This window comes from Micromonospora haikouensis, assembly GCF_000876225.1.
GTDB lineage: Bacteria > Actinomycetota > Actinomycetes > Mycobacteriales > Micromonosporaceae > Micromonospora > Micromonospora haikouensis.
In genome coordinates, this window is record NZ_JXSX01000001.1 from 3,757,285 (window position 1) to 3,776,538 (window position 19,254).

Below are 19,254 nucleotides of genomic sequence, written 5' to 3' on the forward strand. Positions count from 1 at the left end.
CGGCCCCCGGGGTGCACCCGCCCGGCGTCGTCGCGCCGACCTCCGCCCGGGCACCCGGCGGCCCCGGCGCGTTCGACGCGCTGCGCGGACAGCTCACCGACGCCGCCGCGGCCTTCGCCGGCAGCCCCGGCGCGCTCGCCGAGATCCTCACCGGGATGATCGACGACGTCGACCGGGCGCTCGGCGAGCGGCTGGAGATCTTCCCGGTCTGCCACCACTCGCCGGCCTCCGCCCTGGCGATGGCGCGCCGGCTGCGCGCCAAACGACCGAAGGTGATCTACCTGGAGCTGTGCGAGGACCTGCAGCCCCTGCTGGGGGAGCTGCGCAACTGCCGCCTCCCGGTGGCCGTGCAGGCGTACGCGTCGAAGCTCGACGGGTTCCCCGCCGAGTGGGCCCCGCTCAGCGTCGTCGCCCCGATCACCGAGGCGTCGGCCGAATACCAGGCCATCGCGTACGCGCTGGAGACCCCCGGCGTGGAGCTGGTGCTGGTGGACCGCTCGGTCGACCACGTCTTCCAGTGGGCGCCCCGCGACCCGGCCGAGGGGCCGGCGGGCACCCCCGACGCCCCGGCCGCGGCCGAGGAGGAGGCCGCGCTGCACGGCGACGCCGTCGGCGTGGAGATCGGCGACCTGCGGCCCCGCTTCGCCGAGCTGGAGTCCTACCTGCTGCACCACGGCAAGGTCCGGCACTGGTCGGAGTGGTGGGACCAGTACGTCGAGCAGCCCCTCGTCGCCGCCGACCACGAGACGTACCGGCAGGTGATGGTCCTCATCGGCAGCCTGTTCCGGCGGCTGCGCCCGGCCGACGCCGACCGCCTCGACCGCGACGCCGACCGCGAGCGCTACATGTGGACCCGGATGCGGCAGCACCTCGCCGCCTCCGGCGTCGACCCGACCGACTGTCTCTACGTCTGCGGCGCGTTCCACGCCGCGAGCCCCGTCGAACAGTTCGGCACCGGGCCCGACGCCGCGCCGTACGAGATCAGCCCGCGCACCGCCACCCGCTGGCTGTACGGGCTGATCCCGTCCAGCCACTCCGCCATCGAGGCGCAGTTCGGGCTGGCGCCCGGCTCGGTCTCGATCGCGGCGGCCACCTGGGCCAAGGCGGTGTCCCGTTCCGGGGTGACCCCGTTCCGGCTGGCCGGGCAGGCCGGCGGCAGGGCGGCGAAGGGCCGGGCCCGCAGGGCTGCCCCGGCCGAGGCCGCCGACGAGCCCGTCACCGATCGACTGTCGGGGTTCCTCGCCCGGCCGCCGGTCCTCGACGAGCTCGACGAGGCGGAGCTGCGCGGCTGGTGCGTGGACATCGTCCGGCTGGCCCGACGCAACGGCTACCTGGCCAGCACCGCCGACGCGATCGCCGTGTTCGAGACGTCGATCCTGCTCGCCGGGCTGCGCAACCGGGCCCGACCCACCCCGTACGACTTCGCCGACGCGGCCGTGACCTGCATCGAGAAGGACGTGGTCCCGGGCCGGCGCGACGTGCGCCGGCTCTGCGAGATCCTGCTCGGCGGCGACCGGATCGGCCAGGTCGGGTACGACGCCCTGCCCCCGCTGGCCCGCGACGTGCTCGACCGGCTCGCCCCCCTCGGGCTCGACCTGGACAAGCGCACCATCCAGCGGGCCCTGCTGGACCTGACCGCCGACCCGGCCGTGGCCGGCTGTTCGGACCTGCTGTGGCGGCTGCGCCACCTGCTGCCCCGCGACGCCGTCCGCCCGATCATGGGGGAGCGCCGGCTCGGGGAACGGTCGACGCAGGAGAGCTGGGACCTCGCCCTCGGCCGCAACCAGCGCGCGCTGATCGAGCTGGGCTATGAGGGCGTCACCGTCGAGCAGGTCCTGGAGCAGCGGCTGCGCCGCCGGGCGTGGGGGCCCCGGGCCACCGCCGCCGTCGCCCTCGAAGCCGTCGAGGACGCGCTCCTGCTGCTCGACGGCCGCCGGCTCGTCGACGAGCTGGGCACCCGGGCGGTGGAGCTGCTCGCGGCCGAGCGCACCGTCGACGAGGCCCCCGAGGTGCTGCGCCGCATCCGCCGGCTGCTGGCCCACTACCGGGCCACCGAGCCGACCCTGCCGCCCTGGTGCGCCGCGTTCGTCACCACCGGGTACGCCCAGTACTGCACGCTGCTGCCCACCGCGTTCGTCGACGCGGAGACCGGGGTGCGGCAGGTGGGCGCGATGCTCGGCTTCCTGTTCGGCATGGAGAGCCTCGCGCTGTCCCTCGGCTGCGACCGTACGCAGCTCGAACTGGCGGTGCGGCAGTCCCGGCCGGAGGCGCCGGCCCGGGTGGCGCTGCACTGGGCCGCCCAGCACCACCTCGGCCTGCTGCCCCTGGCACAGCTGCGCGCCCGCAGCGCCGAGCTGCTGGCCAACCCGCTGGTGGTGCCGTCCTTCCCGCAGTACCTCAGCGGGTTCGTGCAGGCCCTGGAGCCCGTGCCCGGGCTGGCGCCGTTCGTGGTGGAGGTGATGTCCACGGCGTTCGCCCGGCTGCCCGACCCGGTGCTGCTGCCGTGGCTGCCGACGTTGATCACCACGCTGCGCGCCCAGGCCGGCGAGCTGGTGCCGACCCTGGTCCGCGAGGCCGGCCGCACGTTCCCGGCGGCCCTGCCCGCCCTGGACGCCTGGGTGCCCCCGTGGGCACCCCGGCCGGCGGGCGGGTCGGCGGCGGGCGGGTCGGTCGCCCCCGGTGCGACTGTCCCGGGACCGGTGACGGCGGGATCGGCGGCTGTCGCGCCCGGCCCGCTGGTCGACCTGCTGGCGGGCCACCCGGCGACCTGCGACGCCGTGGCGGACCTGCTCGGCTGCGCGGGCGGCTGGACCCTCGACCCGGCCGTCACCGGCTCGGGCGGCCCCGGGCGGGGCGGGACCACCGGCTCGGGCGGGACCGGGCCGGGCGGGACCACCGGTGCGGGCGGGACCGGGCCGGGCGGCCCCGGCTCGGCGGTCGCCGTCGGGGCCGGGGGGCTGCTCAGGGCGTACCCGGCCACCGCCGACGCGCTCGCGGCCCTGCTCGCTCCGCCGGCCTGACCGTTCCGGCCCGGGCGGCCCGCCCGCCGTCCGGTCCACGCCGCCCGGTCCACGCCGCCCGGTCCACGAGCCGGATGATCGACTCCATGTCGGCGACATCGGGGCATCCCCGTCGCAGGACACCCCCATGTCGCCGACCTGGCGAGCCGCCACGCCCCGCGAGCCGCCACGCCCCGCGAGCCGCCACGCCCCGCGAGCCGCCACGCCCCGCGAGCCGCCACGCCCCGCGAGCCCGCCCCGCGAGCCGCCACGCCCCGCTAGTCCGTCCCGCGAGCCGGGCCGCCCCGGCAACAGGTGGGCCGGGGCGGGCGGTCAGGGGCGGCGGCCCAGGTGGTGGCGCAGTGCCAGGTGCAGGGCGAGCCGGGCGTCCGGGTCGTCGAGGTCCGCGCCGTAGCGTTCCCGCAGTCGGCGCATCCGGTACCGGACGGTCTGCGGGTGCGTGTGCAGCAGCCAGGCGGTCTCCACCACCTGGCCCTGGGTGTCCAGCCAGGTGGCGAGTGTCTCGGCCAGGGCCCGGCGGGCGGCCGGACCGAGGGGCGCCAGCGGGGCCAGGGCGCGGGCGACGAGCCGGTCGGTCAGCCCCGGCTCCCAGTGGGTGAGCAGGGTGAGCAGGTGCGCGTCGCAGTCCACGACGCCGTCGGCGGGCAGCGCCCCGGCGGCGTGCAGGCGCAGCGCCCGCCGCGACAGCCGGTACGACGCGCGGGCCTGCCGCACCGGCACGGTCGGGCCGAGGGCCGCCCGCCGGCCGGTGAGGGCCCGGCGCAGCGCGGCGAGCCGGCCCGGGGCGTCCGGGTCGGGCAGCACGATCCGCACCGCGTCGTCGATGACCGTGGCCACGGCTCCGCCGCCGACGGTGCGGGCGAGGTGCTCGTCGTCGGAGCCGTCGATGCTGATCACGGCGACGGTGGCGGGCAGCGGCCAGCGGGCGGCCTCGGCGGCGGCGTGCAGCGCGGTGTCGGCGGGCGGGTCGGGCTGCACGAGCAGGGTGATCAGCCGGCGGCGGACGACGATCCAGTCGTGTGCGGCGTCGCGCTGCTCGTCGAGGTAGCCCTCGGCGGCGGCCCCGGCGAGGGTGTCGGTGTAGCCGAACAGGGCGGCGGCGATCACGTACAGCTCGTCGGCGGCCAGCCGGTCCGGTCGCTCGGGCGCGACGAGGAACGCCCAGATGGCCCGGGCCCCCACGGTGAGCACCGAGCGCAGCGCGTCGACGCGGTGCCCCTCCTGGTATTCGGTGCGGCCCAGCGCGTGGAACACCTGCCGGGTGTCGGCGAGCGGGCGGGTCGGCTCGGCGACGGCGGACACGAACGCGTCCACGGCCGTCCGTACGCCCAGGGCAAGGCCCCGGCCCTGCTTACCGGTCAGCGACCGGCCCTGCTCGCGCATGGTGGCCCGGACCGCGTCGAGGGTCCGCTCGTGCAGCGCCGCCCGGACGGCCCGCAGCCGCTCGCCGACGTGCCGGGGCAGCCCGCCGAGGCGGGGCTCCAACTCGGCGAGGCTCTCCGCCACCGCGCCGCCCCCTCGCGTTTGTCATCCGGATGACAGTTCCGGGCGCGGAACCTGCTTCCGCGTACCACTGATTTTGGCACCCGGGTCCGTAGGGTTCCGGCATGGATGCGGATGTGATCGTCGTCGGGGCCGGCCTGGCCGGTCTGGTCGCCGCCACCGAGGCCGCCGACGCGGGCCGGACGGTGCTGCTGCTGGACCAGGAGCCGGAGCAGAACCTCGGCGGCCAGGCGTGGTGGTCGTTCGGCGGGTTGTTCCTGGTCGACTCGCCCGAGCAACGGCGGATGGGGGTGCGCGACTCGGTGGAGCTGGCCTGGCAGGACTGGCTGGGCAGCGCCGCGTTCGACCGCCCGGAGGACCACTGGCCGCGCCGGTGGGCCGAGGCGTACGTGCACTTCGCCGCCGGGGAGAAGCGGTCCTGGCTGCGGTCGATGGGGCACCGGCTCTTCCCGGTGGTGGGCTGGGCCGAGCGGGGCGGCGGCGCGGCGGACGGGCACGGCAACTCGGTGCCCCGGTTCCACGTCACCTGGGGCACCGGCCCCGGCGTGGTCGAGCCGTTCGCCCGCCGGCTGGCCGCCGCGGTGGACGCCGGCCGGGTGCGGCTGCGCTTCCGGCACCGGGTCGACGGCCTGGTCACCACCGGCGGGGCGGTCACCGGCGTGCGCGGGGCGGTGCTGGAGCCCAGCGACGTCCCGCGCGGCGCGCCCAGCTCCCGGGTCGAGGTGGGCGAGTTCACGTACGCGGCGCAGGCCGTGGTCGTCACCTCGGGCGGCATCGGCGGCGACCACGACCTGGTGCGGGCGGCCTGGCCGGCGCGGCTCGGCGTCCCGCCGAAGCGGATGGTCTCGGGCGTGCCCGCCCACGTCGACGGGCGGATGCTCGGCATCACCGAGGCCGCCGGCGGGCAGGTGATCAACCCGGACCGGATGTGGCACTACGTCGAGGGGCTGCGCAACTGGGACCCGATCTGGCCGCAGCACGGCATCCGGATCCTGCCGGGGCCGTCGTCGCTGTGGCTGGACGCCACCGGCAGGCGGCTGCCCGCGCCGCTGTTCCCCGGCTTCGACACCCTCGCCACGCTGCGCCACCTGCGCGCCACCGGCCACGACCACAGCTGGTTCGTGCTCACCAAGAGGATCGTCGCCAAGGAGTTCGCGCTCTCCGGTTCCGAGCAGAACCCGGACCTGACCAACCGCAGCGTCCGGCAGGTGATCGAGCGGGCCCGCGCCGGCACCCCGGCCCCGGTGGCGGCGTTCCTGGAGCGGGGCGCGGACTTCGTCGTCGCCGACACCCTGGAGGCCCTGGTGGCCGGGATGAACGACCTCGTCGCCCCCGACGACGGCCCGACCCTGGACGCCGCGCAGGTGCGCCGGACCGTCGAGGCCCGCGACCGGGCGATCGCCAACCCGTTCGGCAAGGACGCCCAGGTCACGGCGATCCGGGGCGCGCGGGCGTACCGGGGGGACCGGCTGATCCGGGTGGCCCCGCCGCACCGGCTGCTGGACCCGGCGGCGGGGCCGCTGATCGCGGTGCGGCTCAACATCCTGACCCGCAAGACCCTCGGCGGCCTGCACACCGACCTGGACGGGCGGGTGCTGCGCCCCGACGGGCAGCCGCTGCCCGGCGTGTACGCGGCCGGCGAGGTGGCCGGCTTCGGCGGCGGGGGCATGCACGGCTACAACTCGCTGGAGGGCACCTTCCTCGGCGGCTGCCTCTTCTCGGGTCGGCAGGCCGGCCGGGCCGCCGCCGCGGCGACCCGCTGACGGGCCCGCGAGCGCTGACGGGCCGCGCCGCCGCTTCGCGCTGAGGCGGCGGCGTGCGTCCGCCGGGCGGTCCGCCTACCCGGCCGCGCTCACTCCTCTTCCTCCTCCTCGGCGTCCGAGTCGTCGAAGACGGGCTCGCCGCAGGCCGGGCACTCGATGGTGTCGAGGTCGTTGAGCAGCTCGGCCAGCTCGGGGTGGCCCTTCAGCGCGGCGGCGGTGGCGAGCAGGTAACGGGTCTCGACGTCGTCGTGCGGCCCGCCGGCCAGCGTCTCGGCGAGCAGCGGCAGGGCCTCGGGCAGGGCCCGCCGGTATGCCTCGGCGAGATCGTCGGGCAGGTCGTCGGAGACCTCCCCGTATTCCCCGGAGCACGCGACGACGAGGCCGACCACGATCAGGTACTCGTCGCGCTCACCGGGCGGGAGCTCGCGGGCGATGTCGACCAGGTGGGGGACCGCGGCGTAGGCGGCGGGCCAGGCCGTGTCCTCGGAGCACAGGTACGGCCACAGGTCGCTGAACCGTTCCTGGTCCGTGGGGTCGGCGCGCAGCGCCCGCAGCTCGTCGGGGACGGACGGGGCGTCCGGCGAACGCCGGCCCGCCGACTGGCTGCGGTGGTCGAGTTCCGACCAGCGCGGGTCATCGAGTGACAGCATGACGGGCAGCCTAGATCCACGGCAGGCGCCGGCCGCGACGCGGGGTGATCAGCGGATCAGTATGACCATGATGGATATTGACCGCTGAATCGACGCGTGTAAGTGTTTCCTTCCCTGGAACGAACGTCGCGGCGCCCCCTCGCCACGCCGCCGGACCCCGCCCGCCCCACCCTCGCGAGCGGGGTCCGGTCACGCCCAGGTGCACGACACCCCCTACCTGCACCGAGGAGCACCCATGAGACGCACCACAGTGACAGCGGGCCTGGCGTTCGCCGCGGCTCTCGCGCTGACCACGTCGACGGCGGCCCTGCCGGCCACCGCCGCCGAGGTCCCCGCCGCCCCCGCTGCCGCCCCGGCCGTCGCGGCGCTGGCCGCGCCGGACATCTCCGTGACGAACGTCCAGGCCCACCTGAGCCAGTTCCAGAGCATCGCCACCAGCAACGGCGGCAACCGTCGCTCCGGCTCCGCCGGCTACACGGCGTCGGTCAACTACGTCAAGAGCAAGCTCCAGGCCGCCGGCTACACGGTCACCGAGCAGACCTGCACCAGCTGCACCTACTCGGGCAACAACGTGATCGCCGAGTGGCCGGGCGGCGCCCCCGCCGACCAGGTCATCATGTTCGGCGCGCACCTCGACGGCGTCTCCGCCGGCCCCGGCATCAACGACAACGCCTCCGGCTCGTCGGTGCTGCTGGAGAACGCCCTCGTGCTGGCCCAGCAGAACCCGGGCCTGACCAAGCGGGTCCGGTTCGCCTGGTGGAACGGCGAGGAGCAGGGCCTGCAGGGCTCGAAGTTCTACGTGAACTCGCTCAGTGCCACCCAGAAGGGCTACATCAAGGGTTACTACAACTTCGACATGGTGGCCTCGACCAACGGCGGCTACTTCATCAACCGGGTCACCTCCACCACGGCCGCGCCGCTGAAGGCGTACTGGGACTCCCTCGGCCTGTCGCCGGAGGAGAACGTCGAGGGCCAGGGCCGCTCCGACGACTACTCCTTCCAGCAGGCCGGCATCCCCACCTCCGGGTACGCGATGGGCGCCAGCGCCACCAAGACCTCCGCGCAGGCCACCAAGTGGGGCGGCACCGCCGGCTCGTCCTACGACCCGTGCTACCACCGGGCCTGCGACACCACCAGCAACATCAACGCCACCGGGCTCAACCGCAGCGCCGACGGCATCGCGTACGCGATCTGGGACCAGGCTGTCGGCGGCGGCACCCCGACCAACGACTTCTCCGTCGCGGTGAGCCCGACGTCCGGCAGCGTCGCCCGGGGCGCCTCCACCACCGCCACGGTCTCCACCGCCACCACCTCCGGCAGCGCCCAGACCGTCGCCCTGTCCGCCACGGGCGCGCCCAGCGGGGTGACCGTGTCGTTCAGCCCGTCGTCGGTGACCTCCGGTGGCTCGTCCACGATGACGATCGCCGCCTCCGCCTCGGCCGCCACCGGCACCTACGCCATCACGGTCACCGGCACCGGCTCGGCGACCCGCACCGCCACCTACAGCGTCACCGTGACCGGCACCGGCGGCTGCGCCGGCGGCCAGGTGGTCGGCAACTCCGGCTTCGAGAGCGGCGCCACCGTTTGGACCGCGTCCTCGGGCGTCATCACCAACTCGGCCAGCCAGGCCGCGCACGCCGGCTCGTACAAGGCGTGGCTCGGCGGGTACGGCGGCAGCCGCACCCAGACGCTGTCGCAGTCGCTGACCGTCCCGGCCGGCTGCACCACGTACACCCTGTCGTTCTGGCTGCACATCGACACCGCCGAGACCACCTCGACCAGGCAGTACGACAAGCTCACCGTCGCCGTCGGCGGCACCACCCTGGCGACGTACTCGAACCTCAACAAGGCCACCGGCTACACCCAGCGCACCTTCGACGCCGCCGCGTACGCCGGCCAGACGGTCACCCTGACGTTCACCGGCGTCGAGGACTCGTCGCTGCAGACCAGCTTCGTCGTGGACGACGTCACCCTCACCGCCAGCTGAGGTGCAGGGAAGGGCCCCTTGTTGACGCCTGCGGCACAGCAGGGTTCCCTTCCCGTCGGCGCGGGGTGGCGAGAGCCGCCCCGCGCCGGCCGGGGAACGGGGCGGGCTGCGACACGTGTTCGACATGCCGATGACGTGCTGACATCGATCGGTCGCGCACAGTAGGCTCCCGGTGGTCGTCGGTGTGCCGCCGGTCGCGCGGCCCGCGCCCGCCTCGGAGGTGCCCGTGAAGAGAGCCGTCCGCCAACGCCGATCACCCGACGCCACCACCCCCGCCGAGCCCACGCCGACGGCCCCCGGCACGGCCCCCACGTCGGGGGACCCCGCGCGGGAAAACGCCGCGCCGGCGGGCGGAACGGCGGAGGGCGCCGCGCCGGCGGGTGGCGCGCCCGACACCGCCGAGGCGTCGGTGCTGCCCGAGCTGGAGGACCGGGCGTGGATGCACCACGCGACCGAGTTCGCCCACACCACCTTCTGGGCGGTGGCCCGCCGGCTGCCCCGGCTGGTCCGCGAGGCGGTCGCCCTGGCCTGGGCGACCAGCCGCCGGGACACGGCCGCGTCCATCGGGCTCAACGTGGCCGCCGGGGTGATGACCACCCTCGGCCTGCTGGCCACCACCGGCGTGCTGCGTGCGCTGTTCGCGGCGGGCCCGACGCCGGACCGCATCCGGGCGGCGCTGCCGGCCCTGGCCCTGGCGGCGGCGGCCGTGACGGCCAAGGGCGCGTTGACCATCGCGGCCGGCTGGGCGCAGGCCCGCCTCACGCCGCAGATCAACTACCAGGTCGAGCTGCGGCTGTTCGAGGCGACCACGGCCGTCGACCTGGCCGCGTTCGACGACGCCGGGTTCGCCGAGGAGATGGACCGGGCCCGCGAACGCGGGGTGACGGAGGCGGCGTTCGTCGTCGACCACACCGTCAACCTGATCACCGGAGTGGTCGGGGTGCTCGCCACCGCCGCGGCGGTCACCGTGATCCAGCCGCTGCTGCTGCCCTGCCTGCTGCTGGCGGCCGTGCCCGAGGCCGCGACCGCGGTGAAGACGGCCCGCCGGCAGTACCTGGAGATGCTGGCCCGGATCAACCGTCGTCGCCGGATGTGGATGCTGGCCAACCTGATGGCCAACCGGCACACCGCCGCCGAGATCCGGGCGTACCAGATGCGCGACTTCCTGCTCGGCGAATACCGCAAGATGATGGCCACCGAGACGCGGGCCCACCTGCGCCTGGTCCGCGTCCAGACCCGGACCAGGGTGCTCGGCACCGCCACCGCCGGCCTGGCGACCTTCGGCGTGTACGCGGTCCTCGCCGGCCTGCTGCTGGCCGGCATGGTGGCCCTCGCCGCCGCCGCGACGGCGCTGATCGCCCTGCAGTCCGCCCGCTCCAGCCTCGGCATCGCGGTGTTCGCCACCAACTCGCTCTACGAGGACGCCCTCTACTACCAGGACTACCGGGACTTCCTCGACCGCGCGGTCGGCCGGACCGCCGCCGGGGGCGACCGGCCGACCGGCGGGTTCGACGTCATCGAGCTGGACCGGGTGAGCCTGCGGTACCCGGACACCGACCGGCCGGCCGTCGACGAGGTCAGCCTGGCCGTCCGCCGGGGGCAGGTGGTCGCCCTCGTCGGCGAGAACGGCTCCGGCAAGACGACCCTGGCGAAGCTGATCGCCGGCCTGTACCGGCCCACCGGCGGGACGATCCGCTGGGACGGGGTCGACGCGGCCGAGCTGGACCCGCGCCAGGCCGGCGCGCAGGTCGCCGTGCTCACCCAGGAGTGGTGGAAGTTCCCGTTCACCGCCGGGCAGAACATCCGCGTGGGCCGGCACGACCGGCCCGCCGGGCACCGGGGGCCCAGCGTGGAGGACGCCGCCCGGGCCGCCGCCGCGCACGACATGATCGTCGGCCTGCCCTTCGGGTACGAAACGCTGCTCGACCGCGAGTTCAAGGACGGCCACGACCTCTCCGGCGGCCAGTGGCAGCGCCTCGTCGCCGCCCGTGGCCTCTACCGGGACGCCCCGCTGCTGATCTGCGACGAGCCGTCGGCGGCGCTCGACGCCCGCGCGGAGCACTCCCTCTTCCAGCACCTGCGGCGGCGTCCGGACCGGGCGGTCGTGCTGATCACCCACCGGCTGGCCAACGTCCGGCACGCCGACCAGATCTTCGTGCTGGAATGCGGCCGACTCGTGCAGCAGGGCACCCACGACGAGCTGGTCGCCGCCGACGGGCTCTACCGGGAGCTGTTCCACCTCCAGGCCAGCGGCTACGTCGCCGACACCGAGGGCGCCGCCCCGCCGCACTGACCGCCGCCCCGAAGACGCCGCCGTGCCGGCCGGCGACGGGAAGGCTCCGCGCACCGGCCGTCGACACCGGAAGCGCCGCGCACCGGCCGCCGGGACAGTGGCGTCAGCAGACCGTCACCGGGTGCCGGACGACGCCGTCGAAGAGGTATCCGAGGTCGTTGTGCCGGGCACGGGCCGGCTGGCCGGCGCCGGTGGCGTCGGTGGCCCGCGCGCGCAGCGTCACCGGGCCGGGGCCTGCCGGCCGCCAGCGGGCCGTCCAGCGCTGCCACGGTCCGCCCGCGTCGGCGGTGACCAGCTCGGCCGGTCGCCAGCCGCCGTCGCCGGTGTGCACCTGCACCGACCGGATCGGGCCCGCCCCCGACCAGGACCGGCCGCGCAGCAGCACCTCCGCGCCGGCCGGGACGCGGGCGTCCCAGGGCAGCTCGAAGGCGCTCTTCACCGACTGCGCGCCCAGCGCCGCGCCGTCGGCCGGGTAGCCGGGGCCGAACATGCGGTAGAGCTGGGTGTTCCACGGCGAGAACAGGGCGGTGGCGGAGACCTCGACCGGGCCGACCCACTTGATCGAGGAGACGCCGATCCAGCCGGGCACCACCACCCGCACCGGGTGGCCGTGGTCGGGCGGCAACGGCTCGCCGTTCATCTCGTACGCCAGCAGCACGTCGTCGAGGGCCTTGCCGACCGGCAGGGGGCGGCGGACCCGGCCCAGGTTCACGCCGCCCGTGACGTACTCCGGGTCCAGGCCCTCCGGCATCACGTCGACGGCCGCGCCGGTCAGCCCGGCCCGGCGCAGCACCTCCGCGAGCCGCACGCCCCGCCAGTGCGCCACCCCGACGCCGCCGAGCCCCCACGCCACCCCGGGCGTCGGCCGGCCCTGCTGACCGGCGAAGAACCGGCGGCCGTTGCCGGCGCACTCGACGAGCGCGGTGACCCGTTCGGCGGGCAGCCGGCGCAGGTCGTCGTAGCCGAACTCGACGGGGCGGTCCCGGGTGGGCGCGCCGCGCAGGCCGTCGCCGAACAGGCTCAGCCGCCACGTGCCGGTGTCGATCCGGGGGGTGTGGGTGTGGTTGCGGACGAAGAACCGGTCGGTCGGCACGACGTACCCCTGCCCGGCCATCGCCTCCCAGCGCATCTCGGCGTTGGTGTCGTGCCGGGCGAACAGCTGCGCCGGCAGCGGCTTGACGATGCCGGACGGGCCGCCGCCCGCGTCCGCGGCGGGCCCGGAGCCGGGCCCGGGGGCCCCGGAGTCGGTCGCCCCGGGGTCGGTGCCGACCGGTTGGGGCGCGACGGCGACCGGCTCGCGCTCGGCCGCGGCGGCGGCGAGGGCGGTCATCGCCGCGCCGAGTTCGAGCAGGCGCGCGCGGGGGACTCCCGCGCCCCGGGCCCGCCCGGCGAGCCACTGGCGGGCCCGCCGGGCGTCGTGGTCGGCCTCGTCGTGCGACAGGTGGTGCGGCATCGGGGTTCCCTCCGGCTCGGCGACAGCTAACTCCTATTGAATCAGTAGGAGTTGCCGGTCGGTGGGCGCCACCCCGTCGCACTCAGGTCGCCGCGACCAGCGTCACCACCCCGGCGGCCACCAGCACCCCCGCCCACAGCCGGTCCACGTTGAACCACGCCCGCCGCAGCACGCCGACGCCGAGCACCTCGTACACGACCACGGCGGCGGCCAGCGCGACGCCGAACATCGCCACCGTGTGCACCCCGGCGGCGGCCAGCCCGGGCAGCGCCCCGGCAGCGGCCTGCCCCGGCAGCGCCCCGGCCGCCGTCAGGTGCCCGGCGTGCCCGCCGCCGGCGACCGGCTCGGCGAGCAGCACCGGCAGCAGCATCAGCCCCGCCCCGTGCGCCGACGACATCAGGAACGACCAGCCGGCGAGCTGCGCGTTCGACAGCCGCATCCCGGCCCAGCGGAAGTGCCGGCGCGACAGCAGCCGCCACAGCCCGAACCCGACCAGCAGGACGCCGCCGGCGACCGCCACGGCGGTGCTCGCCGCGACCGACCGGGTGGCGGTGACCAGCGCGGCCACCACGCCGACGGAGACGAGGTGGCCGAGCGCGATCGGCGGCAGCGACGCCAGCAGCACCCGCCGGCTGCGTTCCTGCAGCCCGCGGGCCACCGCGAACAGCCAGCCCATGGCCGGGTTCAGCCCGTGGAACGCGCCGAGCCCGGCCAGCGTCAGCCAGGTCGTCGCGGTCACGGGAAGCAGTACGAGTCGGAGGACGCGTCGCCACCCTGCAGCCGGGTCTGGTGCACCCGCAGCCCCCGGAACTCCTCGCCGCGCGGGAAGAACCGGGCGTCGGGGGTGAGGCCGCCCGCCTCGGTGTCGACGTCCAGCTTGGCCAGCCACGCGCCCACCCCGTCGGGGTAGAACTGGTCGTCCCACGAGCCGTACAGCGAGTTCGACACGTACACCCGGCGGCCGTCGCGGCTGATCTCCACCATCTGCGGGCCGCCGGCCAGGGGCTCGTCGGGGAAGCCGGGGTGGGGGGTGCGCCGCACGATCCCGCCGAGGCGCACCGAGCCGGTCAGCACCGGGTGGAACGGGTCGCTGACGTCGTACTGGCGCAGCTCGCCGGTGCCCCAGCAGGAGACGTAGAGGAACCGGTCGTCCACGGACAGGTCGATGTCGGTGACCAGCGGCGGCACGGCCCCGAACGGCTTGAGCAGGTCGGGCAGGTCCGCCGCGTCGGCCGGCTCGGCGGGGATGTCGATGACCTTGGTCACGGCCCACGCCTCGCCGTCGCGGTGCCACAGCCAGATCGAGGCGGACAGGTCCTCGACGCTGATCACCACGCCGACGAAGCCGTACGTCTGCGTCGGGTCGTGCGCGGGGCGCAGCTCCAGGGGCATCTGGTACGCGTCGCCGAGGTCGACCCGCTGCACGTGCCGCCGCTTCGCCAGATCCCAGAAGTGGATCGCGTGCCCGTACCGGCGGCCGAGCAGCAGCTCGCCGACGATCCCGTCCTCGATCATCGACGGGGTGCCCCACTCGCTGGTCACCAGCACGTCGTGGTTGAGGTGCCACCAGAAGTCGTACGCGAGGTGCTGCGGGCCCCGGTCGGCCTCCCACGCCCCGCGTACGTCGAAGGTGGTGTGGTCGAGGATCGCGATGCCGCCGGGGCCGTCGGCGTCGCCCGCCCCGCCGAGGGCGGACAGGTAGATGCCGTCGGGCCCGCAGTGCACGGTGTGCGGGCGGGAGTATCCGGCCCGCTCGGCCAGCTCCCCGGGCTCGATCACCTTGACCAGCTTCGGCGCGCGCGGGTCGGGCTTGGTGTCGTACACGTGCACGCGCGAAGAGCGCAGCCCGGGGACGATCAGGTAGCGGCGCTCGACGTGCGGGTGCGGCGCGGTGGGGCAGAGCGCGCTGCTGCAGGCGTTCCAGCCGAAGTGGTGCAGCTCGTCGCCGGTGTGCGGCAGGTCGGTCCAGCCGACCACCCGCCCGTACTCGGGGGAGTCGGGGTCGGTGTCGAGCACGGCGAGCGCGTCGGGCCGTTCAGCGGCGCGGTCGAACGCGGCGACGTACGCCAGCTTCTCGGCCGGGGCCTGCGCGGCCTCGCGCGGCGACGGGTAGAACGACGGGTCGGGGGTCCAGCGGGTCATCGGGTCTCCGGGTCGGGTGGTGGGCGGCTCCAGGTGCGGGCACGCCGAGGCGGCCGCGGGCGAGAGCAGCCTACTAACCCGATAGGTTATGTGGGTAGTGTGCCGGCGTGGTCGTCCCAACCCTCGGTCAGGTCGCGCCGGTTGAGGGATCGCCCGCTCAGGCCGCCCGGTGGGCGGCGAGGAAGTCGGCGAGCACCCGGGTGTGGGTGGAGAACGCCAGCTCCACCGGCTCGGTGACGACCAGCCACTCGGTCGCCTCCTCCGTCGGCGCCGACGGCGGCAACTGCCCGGCGGCCTGCTCCGGCAGCGTCCCGAAGACCATCATGGTGCCGCCCGCCGGCGCCCCGTGCACCGCGAACAGCTGCGCGTCGTCGGCGGACGCCACCAGCCCCGTCTCCTCCCGCAGCTCCCGCACCAGGGCCTCCTGCCACGCCTCGCCGTACTCGATGAAGCCGCCGGGCAGGGCGAGCAGCCCGCGCGCGGGCTCGATGTCCCGGCGGACCACGACCACGCCGAGGCCGGCGTCGGTGCGCACCGGCAGCACCGCGACCGCCACCGGCGTCGGGTTGCGCCACACGGTCTGGCCGCAGGTCGCGCACACCCGGGGCCAGTCGGCCGCCGCCGGGTAGCCCGCGCCGCAGTAGGAACAGTGGGAGTACGGTGCGCCGGTCACGCCCGGCACGTTACCGCGTCGGCCGCGCGCCTCCGGCCCGGGTGCCAGCCCGGGTGCCAGCCGGCTTGCCGGGGCAGGGCGGGGTGCTGGTGGGGGCGGGTCAGGGCCGCAGGGCGGCGCGGGGCGCTGGTGGGCGGCTCAGGGGCGCAGGGCGGCGCGGGGTGCTGGTGGGCGTCAGGGGCGCAGGGCGGCGCGGGCGGCCATCAGGGCGAAGCCGAGCAGGTTGTCGCCGCGCCAGCGGGCCGGGTCCTGCGCGTCGGGGTCGCCGGCGGTCAGGCCGATGCCCCACACCCGGTCCACCGGGCTCGCCTCGACCAGCACCCGTTCGCCCGTGCCGAGCAGGAACGCGCGCAGGTCGTCGTGCGCGGCGAACTTCGCGACGCTGCCGGCCACGACGATGTCGTACCGATGTGCCGCCCAGGTGGCCTCGTCGAAACCGCGGACCGCGCGCCCGAGGGCCTTGGCCCGCTGCGGGTGCCCGGCGGTGAGGACGCGCGCCGCCGTGTCGTGGTCGCTGAACAGGGTGGCCTTGTGCCACATCATCCAGTGCTCGGCGGTGGCGAAGACCCGGCCGTCCACCGTGAACGGGGCGGGCCACCACTGGCTCAGGCAGCCTGCCCCGGCCGTGCCGTCCGGCCGGGGGCGGTGCCCCCAGAAGTGCAGGTAGCGGACGCGGGTGCCGGCGTCGTGCAGGGCGACCAGATCGGCGACGGAGCGGGGCGACATGGCCGACAGTCTGCCGAACGCCCCCGACACCGCGCCGCCGGTTTACCCCGTGACCGGCCCGACCGGGCCCTCGGGGGTCAGCCGGCCGGGGCCCCCGTGTACGCCTCCGTGGTCCGCCGTGCCGCCGCGGCGGCCTGGGCCGGATCGGTGCCGGCCGCCGCGCTCGCCTCGCCCCAGAGCCGGCTGACCGTCACCAGGAACTCCCGGCCCTCGGCCGAGGCGGCCCACTCGGCGCCCCGCGCGGCCGGGTTGTCGTCACCGCCGTCCCCGGAGTGCAGGTAGGTGGCCAGCCCGACCAGCCCCATGTCCCAGCCGACCCCGACCGCACCCGGCCCGAACTGGTCCCAGATCGCGTCGTCGACGTGCGCGACGTGCTCCAGCGTGAACCGGGTCCGGCCGCCGGGCTCCGGGGACAGCCGCACCTCGATCCAGCTCACCTGATCGCCCATCTCCCAGGTGGCGGCGAAGCTCTCCGGCGGGTCGCAGCGCAGCACCTCGCCACCCGCGTTGCCCTCGAACTGGTACCGGCCGTGCAGCCGCAGCTCGCCGCTGATGGGCAGGAACCAGCGCGGGATGCGGTCGGCGTTGGTGCAGGCGTCCCAGACGTCCTCGACCGGCGCGTCGTACGTCTGACTGATGGTCATGACCCGGGCCTGCCCGGCGGGCAGCACGCGGCTGCCCACCCGACGTTCCACGGCGCTGATCTGGTGCGTCGCGTCGATCATCCTGGTCTCCTCTGCTCGACTCTCTCGTTCTCGGGTGCCGCGGACGCCGAGGCCCCGGCGGACGCCGAGGCCCCGGCGGGCTCCTGGGCCCCGGCGGGCTGCGTGGCCCCGGCGGGCTCCCCGGGTCTGTCGGCTTCCGCGGCCAGGCGGCGTTCCCGGCGGCCCCGCGCCAGCTCGGTGGCCAGGGCGTGCAGGGGCGGGGTCCAGAACCGGCGGAAGTGGCCGAGCCAGTCGTCGACCTCGCGCAGCGGCTCCGGGTTGACCGCGTACAGCCGTCGGGCCCCCTGCGGGCGCACCGTGGCGAAGCCGCTGTCGCGCAGCACCCGCAGGTGCTGGGACACGGCCGGCTGGGAGATGCCGAACTCGGCCCGGATCACCTCGCAGACGGACCCGGCGCTCCGCTCGCCCTCGGCGAGCAGTTCGAGGATCCGCCGGCGTACGGGCTCGCCCAGCACGTCGAAGGCATGCACCCCCCTTTTATATCAGAGCTGCCTTATATAAGCCGAGGGTGACAAAAAACTCCTCGGGCGGCGTGTCGATCCCGGCCGGTCCCGTTCGTATGGAGGGTGAAGGGTGGAGGTGGGGGCCGGCAGTGTGCCGGCCGCGCGACCGAGGAGGACCACATGGGGCAGTACCTGATCAGCATCTATCACCCGGCCGACACGGGGCGGCCGGACCCGGAGTTCCTCGCCGGGGTGATGCGGGAGGTCGAGGCGATCCACCACGAGCTGGTGGAGGCCGGCTCCTGGGTCTTCGGGCAGGGCCTGCACGCGCCGGAGACGGCCACCGTGCTGCGGGCCGACGGCGACGGGATGCTGGTGACCGACGGTCCGTTCGCCGAGGGCAAGGAGTACCTCGGCGGGATCACCATCGTGTCGGTGCCGGACCTCGACGTCGCCCTCGACTGGGGCCGCCGCTACGCGCGGGCCACCACCCTGCCGGTCGAGGTCCGTCCGTTCGCGGGCGGGTCCTGACCGGCGTGCCCGGGCACACCGACGTCGGATCCACCGACGTCGAGCGCGCCTTCCGCGCCGGCCACGGTCGCGCCGTCGCGGTGCTGATCCGCCTCCTCGGCGACATCGACCTCGCCGAGGAGGCGGTCCAGGAGGCGTTCGTCGAGGCGGTGCGGCGCTGGCCGGTCGACGGCACGCCGCCCAGCCCCGACGGCTGGATCATCACCACCGCCCGCAACCGGGCCGTCGACCGGCTGCGCCGGGAGGCGACCCGGGCGCGGCGGCACGCCGAGGCGGCCCTGCTGCACGCCCCCGCCGAACCGCCCGAGGAGGGGCCCGTGCGCGACGACCGGCTCCGGCTGCTCTTCACCTGCTGCCACCCGGCGCTCGCCCCGGCCGCGCGGGTCGCGCTGACCCTGCGGCTGCTCGGCGGCCTGAGCACCGCCGAGATCGCCCGCGCCTTCCTGGTGCCCGAGCCCACCATGGCCCAGCGCCTGGTCCGCGCCAAGGCCAAGATCCGCGACGCCGGCATCCCGTACCGCATCCCGCGCGACGCGGACCTGCCCGACCGGCTCCGCGCGGTGCTCGCCGTGGTCTATTTGATCTTCACCGAGGGGCACACCGCCAGCGCCGGAGAGCACCTCGTCCGCGACGACCTGTGCGCCGAGGCGATCCGGCTCGGCCGGCTGCTCGTCGAGTTGATGCCCGACGAGCCCGAGACGCTCGGCCTGCTCGCCCTGATGCTGCTCACCGCGTCCCGTCGCCCCGCCCGCACGGCCCCCGACGGCGATCTGGTCCCGCTGGCGGAGCAGGACCGCAGCCGCTGGGACCACGCCCTCGTCGCCGAGGGGCACGCGCTCGTGCGCCGCTGCCTGCGCCGCGCCCGCCCCGGCCCGTACCAGCTCCAGGCCGCGATCGCCGCCGTGCACGGCGACGCGTCGAGCGCCGCCGACACCGACTGGGCCCAGATCCTCCAGTTGTACGACCACCTCGCCGCCCTCGCGCCGAGCCCCGTCGTCGCGCTGCACCGGGCGGTGGCCCTCGCGGAGGTACGCGGCCCCGCCGAGGCCCTGGCGGTCGTCGACGAGCTGGGCGGCGCAGCCTCGCCGCTGCTGCGCTACCACGTCTACCATGCGGTACGCGCCGACCTGCTGCGCCGCCTGGACCGCCTGGAGGAGTCCCAAGAGGCGTACGAGACAGCAATCGCCCACACCGCCAACACCCGCGAACGCACCCACCTCGCTCGCCGCCTGGCGGCGCTCGCACCCCCATGATCGTCTGTCGAAAAGTGAGCCGACACGCCGACGATCGTCTCCGAAATCAGCAGACGATCGAGGACGCCTTACCACATCCTCGCCCCGAGCGG

General features: G+C 75.6%; 15 protein-coding genes. 6 read left to right on the forward strand and 9 right to left on the reverse strand.

Translation table 11 applies throughout. The features are described from left to right. Positions 1-11 precede the first annotated feature (11 nt). A complete protein-coding gene (locus TK50_RS15370) occupies positions 12-3,020 on the forward strand; it encodes a DUF5682 family protein (RefSeq protein WP_043964642.1) in 3,009 nt (1,002 codons plus the stop codon). 312 nt (positions 3,021-3,332) lie between these two features. On the opposite strand, the gene TK50_RS15375 is transcribed toward TK50_RS15370, so the two are convergent. After that, positions 3,333-4,526 carry a PucR-like N-terminal domain-containing protein gene (locus tag TK50_RS15375; RefSeq protein ID WP_052503796.1) on the reverse strand — a complete coding sequence of 398 codons (1,194 nt, stop codon included), beginning with the start codon at positions 4,524-4,526 and terminating at the stop codon, positions 3,333-3,335. A 101-nt stretch (positions 4,527-4,627) separates the two neighbouring features. On the opposite strand from TK50_RS15375, the gene TK50_RS15380 reads away from it, so the two are divergent. Then, positions 4,628-6,286, forward strand: a complete 1,659-nt coding sequence (locus TK50_RS15380; protein WP_043963353.1) for an FAD-binding dehydrogenase — start codon at positions 4,628-4,630, stop codon at positions 6,284-6,286. Positions 6,287-6,375: 89 nt separating this feature from the next. Here TK50_RS15380 and TK50_RS15385 read toward each other — a convergent pair whose 3' ends face one another. Continuing rightward, positions 6,376-6,936 (reverse strand): hypothetical protein, encoded by a 561-nt coding sequence (locus TK50_RS15385; protein WP_043963354.1) that lies wholly within the window; start codon positions 6,934-6,936, stop codon positions 6,376-6,378. A gap of 235 nt (positions 6,937-7,171) precedes the next feature. Between TK50_RS15385 and TK50_RS15390 the strand changes: the two genes are divergently transcribed. Together TK50_RS15390 and TK50_RS15395 are read left to right on the forward strand one after the other, a co-directional pair. Further along, positions 7,172-8,923 carry a M28 family metallopeptidase gene (locus TK50_RS15390; protein ID WP_043963355.1) on the forward strand — a complete coding sequence of 584 codons (1,752 nt, stop codon included), beginning with the start codon at positions 7,172-7,174 and terminating at the stop codon, positions 8,921-8,923. Positions 8,924-9,149: 226 nt separating this feature from the next. Then, positions 9,150-11,216: an ABC transporter ATP-binding protein gene (locus tag TK50_RS15395; RefSeq protein ID WP_422119929.1), complete on the forward strand. Its 2,067-nt coding sequence runs from the start codon at positions 9,150-9,152 to the stop codon at positions 11,214-11,216. A gap of 103 nt (positions 11,217-11,319) precedes the next feature. Here TK50_RS15395 and TK50_RS15400 read toward each other — a convergent pair whose 3' ends face one another. The 7 genes from TK50_RS15400 to TK50_RS15430 form a co-directional block, all read right to left on the reverse strand. Beyond that, positions 11,320-12,669: a molybdopterin-dependent oxidoreductase gene (locus TK50_RS15400; protein ID WP_043963356.1), complete on the reverse strand. Its 1,350-nt coding sequence runs from the start codon at positions 12,667-12,669 to the stop codon at positions 11,320-11,322. Positions 12,670-12,751: 82 nt separating this feature from the next. Continuing rightward, positions 12,752-13,408 carry a hypothetical protein gene (locus tag TK50_RS15405; protein WP_043963358.1) on the reverse strand — a complete coding sequence of 219 codons (657 nt, stop codon included), beginning with the start codon at positions 13,406-13,408 and terminating at the stop codon, positions 12,752-12,754. Beyond that, positions 13,405-14,811, reverse strand: a complete 1,407-nt coding sequence (locus TK50_RS15410) for a selenium-binding family protein (protein ID WP_043963359.1) — start codon at positions 14,809-14,811, stop codon at positions 13,405-13,407. The genes TK50_RS15405 and TK50_RS15410 overlap by 4 nt, the downstream gene beginning before the upstream one ends. Positions 14,812-14,968: 157 nt before the next feature. Next, positions 14,969-15,484 (reverse strand): NUDIX domain-containing protein, encoded by a 516-nt coding sequence (locus TK50_RS15415; protein ID WP_043963360.1) that lies wholly within the window; start codon positions 15,482-15,484, stop codon positions 14,969-14,971. A gap of 174 nt (positions 15,485-15,658) precedes the next feature. After that, positions 15,659-16,210 carry an NADAR family protein gene (locus TK50_RS15420; RefSeq protein WP_199486032.1) on the reverse strand — a complete coding sequence of 184 codons (552 nt, stop codon included), beginning with the start codon at positions 16,208-16,210 and terminating at the stop codon, positions 15,659-15,661. Between the two features lie 77 nt (positions 16,211-16,287). Beyond that, positions 16,288-16,935 (reverse strand): SRPBCC family protein, encoded by a 648-nt coding sequence (locus TK50_RS15425; RefSeq protein ID WP_043963363.1) that lies wholly within the window; start codon positions 16,933-16,935, stop codon positions 16,288-16,290. Further along, complete coding sequence (locus TK50_RS15430) at positions 16,932-17,405, reverse strand: ArsR/SmtB family transcription factor (protein ID WP_082106335.1); 474 nt, start codon at positions 17,403-17,405, stop codon at positions 16,932-16,934. The genes TK50_RS15425 and TK50_RS15430 overlap by 4 nt, the downstream gene beginning before the upstream one ends. Positions 17,406-17,558: 153 nt before the next feature. Between TK50_RS15430 and TK50_RS15435 the strand changes: the two genes are divergently transcribed. Both TK50_RS15435 and TK50_RS15440 read left to right on the forward strand, forming a co-directional pair. Beyond that, entirely contained in the window at positions 17,559-17,909 is a 351-nt protein-coding gene (locus tag TK50_RS15435) for a YciI family protein (RefSeq protein WP_043963364.1), read from the forward strand. A 5-nt stretch (positions 17,910-17,914) separates the two neighbouring features. Further along, positions 17,915-19,162 carry an RNA polymerase sigma factor gene (locus TK50_RS15440; RefSeq protein WP_043963365.1) on the forward strand — a complete coding sequence of 416 codons (1,248 nt, stop codon included), beginning with the start codon at positions 17,915-17,917 and terminating at the stop codon, positions 19,160-19,162. Positions 19,163-19,254: the final 92 nt, after the last annotated feature.